Source organism: Cycloclasticus sp. (assembly GCF_019090545.1).
Lineage (GTDB): Bacteria > Pseudomonadota > Gammaproteobacteria > Methylococcales > Cycloclasticaceae > Cycloclasticus > Cycloclasticus pugetii.
Map to the genome: position 1 here is coordinate 1 of NZ_JAHRVT010000015.1, position 2,608 is coordinate 2,608.

4 protein-coding genes are annotated in these 2,608 nt (G+C 38.2%); all 4 read left to right on the top strand.

Annotation, left to right across the window (positions count from 1 at the left end):
- A partial coding sequence (locus KUG63_RS03475; RefSeq protein WP_287554037.1) for an FTR1 family iron permease occupies positions 1-458 on the top strand: 458 nt, incomplete at its 5' end.
- Between the two features lie 210 nt (positions 459-668).
- A complete protein-coding gene (locus tag KUG63_RS03480; RefSeq protein WP_020932467.1) occupies positions 669-1,037 on the top strand; it encodes a hypothetical protein in 369 nt (122 codons plus the stop codon).
- Between the two features lie 91 nt (positions 1,038-1,128).
- On the top strand, positions 1,129-1,380 hold the full coding sequence (locus KUG63_RS03485; RefSeq protein WP_020932468.1) for a copper resistance protein B: 252 nt from the start codon (positions 1,129-1,131) through the stop codon (positions 1,378-1,380).
- 53 nt (positions 1,381-1,433) lie between these two features.
- The gene (locus KUG63_RS03490; RefSeq protein ID WP_020932469.1) at positions 1,434-2,027 is read left to right on the top strand and encodes a putative copper-binding protein; all 594 of its coding nucleotides are present in this window, start codon (positions 1,434-1,436) and stop codon (positions 2,025-2,027) included.
- Positions 2,028-2,608: the final 581 nt, after the last annotated feature.

Here is a 2,608-nt window from a genome sequence, read left to right on the forward strand (position 1 = left end):
AAGCACTCAGTAAAGAAACATTATGGGGAATAGCCGCATTATCTTTTATTGCCGTGTATCGTGAAGTATTCGAGAGCGTACTGTTTTACCAGGCTCTCTGGGTACAAACAAATGGAGATGGTCAAAGCATGATTGTATATGGCTTGATAGTGGCCACGACAATTTTAATTCTACTCGCATGGTTGATTATGAAATACAGTACCCGCCTACCGCTTCGACAATTCTTTGCGGTTAGTGGCGGATTTATGTTTATATTAGCTGTTGTTTTTGCAGGCAAAGGTATTTCTGCTTTACAAGAAGCAGGCAAAATTCCGTTAGACCCTGTTCCCTTACCTAGTATTGAATTGCTCGGTATATATCCAAATTACCAAGGTTTAATAGTTCAAAGTATGATGGTTATCTTAGCCATCCTCATGATCATCAGAGATAATCGTAAGCAGCGTAAACGACTTGAGTAATACGAAATGTGTATTAACTATGGCTTATCTCTGCCTTCAAAAATTGCGTTTATCTAGGGACAAGTAAGCTATGACAAGAAACCGGTCGATTATCGAGTCTAGCTTGAATAGATGGCATTAAAACAGTACAAATTTTGTGATGATACCCCCAAAAGTATTTTAAAAAAATTAATTGACAAAGATGCTAGCATCGGAGTAAAAGGTACATATATGAAACATATAAATCACATCATTGTTTACAGTATGCTTGTTTTAAGCATGCTTGTTCTGCCCATGCAGAATGTGTGGTCAATGGCAAATATGTCGCCATGTGACATGGATATGTCTTCTCATGATATGAGCAATATGGACATGTCTGGTTGCTCTACTTCTATGGGTGATTTATCGTCAACAGATATTGTTGCTGACATAGATTGTGGTGACAACCATTGTAATAAGTGTTTCCACTCATCATCTTTTATCCTAACGCCTAGCGCTGTATTAAAGAAAAATATCAATCGCTACTTTTTTGCTGTTTTTGAAAGCAATTACCTAAGTTACTTTGCTCCTTTAGACTCACCTCCCCCTATTATTTCCTGATTTTTTTAACTGGTTTACTGGTTACTTGCCTAATCAGTAAAAGTTTAATGAGTTGGGTCGTGCTTTTCGGCTCAATAATCAGGAGATCACAATGGTATTTAAAGAACTATTCCCTCAGGGAAACATAAACTCGTCACGTCGTCGTTTTGTTACGGGCGTTGGATCTGGTTTATCAGATGTCGAACTGGGGTTAAGGCTTCGCTATGAAATAAAGCGCGAATTTGCACCGTATATTGGTGTCAATTGGACGAGTAAGTATGGAAAAACAGCTGATATAGCGAAGTTGGCGGGTGAAGATAAGGCGGATACACAATTTGTAGTGGGTATTAGAGCGTGGTTCTAATGCAGTTACTAGAGATAACTTTAATTAAACAATACAACTAAGGATAGATAAATATGATGATTATAAATTTTATTAACAACACTGAAGAAAACTCGACATTACCGATTAGACTACTGTTTGTCGCATTATTAAGTTTCGTTTTATCAGCACCTGCTTATGCAGGTGGTTCTCACGGTGGGCATTCTAGTAGATCAGAGAACTCCTATAAAAAGCCTGCTAAACAAGTGTATTCTGAAAAGTATACGCGTCACGCTGAAGGGCATGATAAAGATGAAAGTCCTGTAGGGCGGCCTGCTGCTCAGCAAGAGGCGACAATGTTAATAAACGTAGCTGCATTCGATACGATGCGTTATGCGTTTTCACCAGCACCATATATAAAACCGGGTGATGTTGTGAAGTTTGTTATTACCAACAAAGGGGGAATTCCTCATGAGTTTTCCATTGGTGATGAGCAAGAACAAGCCAAACACCGTGAAATGATGCAGAAAATGCCCAAAATGGTTCATCAAGATGCCAGCACCGTAACAATAGAGCCGGGTAAGACAGAAGTTCTTACGTGGAAGTTTAATACAGCAGGAGTTGTGATTGCATGTAATATTCCAGGACATTTTGAGGCAGGGATGTTTAAAAATATAACCTTAAATTAATGAAATTGGCCCAGTACACATGTGCTGGGCTATTCATCTAAAACGTGTTCGGCTTTTAAAATTGACAAGGAGTTAAGACAATGGTCATTGAAGACATAATGACAGGCACTATTAAAACTCTTGAGCAAGTAATGAGAAAAGCAGGCGGCGATATTTACCCATTGTTGATAATGCCGCTCAGTGTGTCGGTACGTTGAGCACTCTTGACTTGGTTCGACTTCATAATCTTGAACGTTCGATATCTAATGAGCTGCAGGCATAGTTGATCTGTTCCGAGCCCGTTATAGAAATTGGGCCTTACCAATCGGTTATAAAAGCCATCAAATTAATGGCCATTAAAAATGGCTCTTCACCTAGTAGTTATAAAAGATGACGGTGTGATTGGTGTTGTTTAATCCGTGGATATTTTAGAAAAATACCTATTAACTCTAAAGATTTGATGTGGTTTATAAATTAAAGGTACATGCAACAAATCCTTAGATACCGACATAAGGTTTTTGCGAAATCTCAAATGATCATTTCAATGACTGAAAAACATGAAAACAACTACCAACCATTATTAGAGGATTTTTAATTGCTCA

What these genes read in the sequence shown, in the direction of transcription:
- KUG63_RS03480 (WP_020932467.1), top strand. Translation starts at nt 669, where the DNA reads ATGAAACATATAAATCACATCATTGTTTACAGTATGCTTGTTTTAAGC.
- KUG63_RS03485 (WP_020932468.1), top strand. Translation starts at nt 1,129, where the DNA reads ATGGTATTTAAAGAACTATTCCCTCAGGGAAACATAAACTCGTCACGT.
- KUG63_RS03490 (WP_020932469.1), top strand. Translation starts at nt 1,434, where the DNA reads ATGATGATTATAAATTTTATTAACAACACTGAAGAAAACTCGACATTA.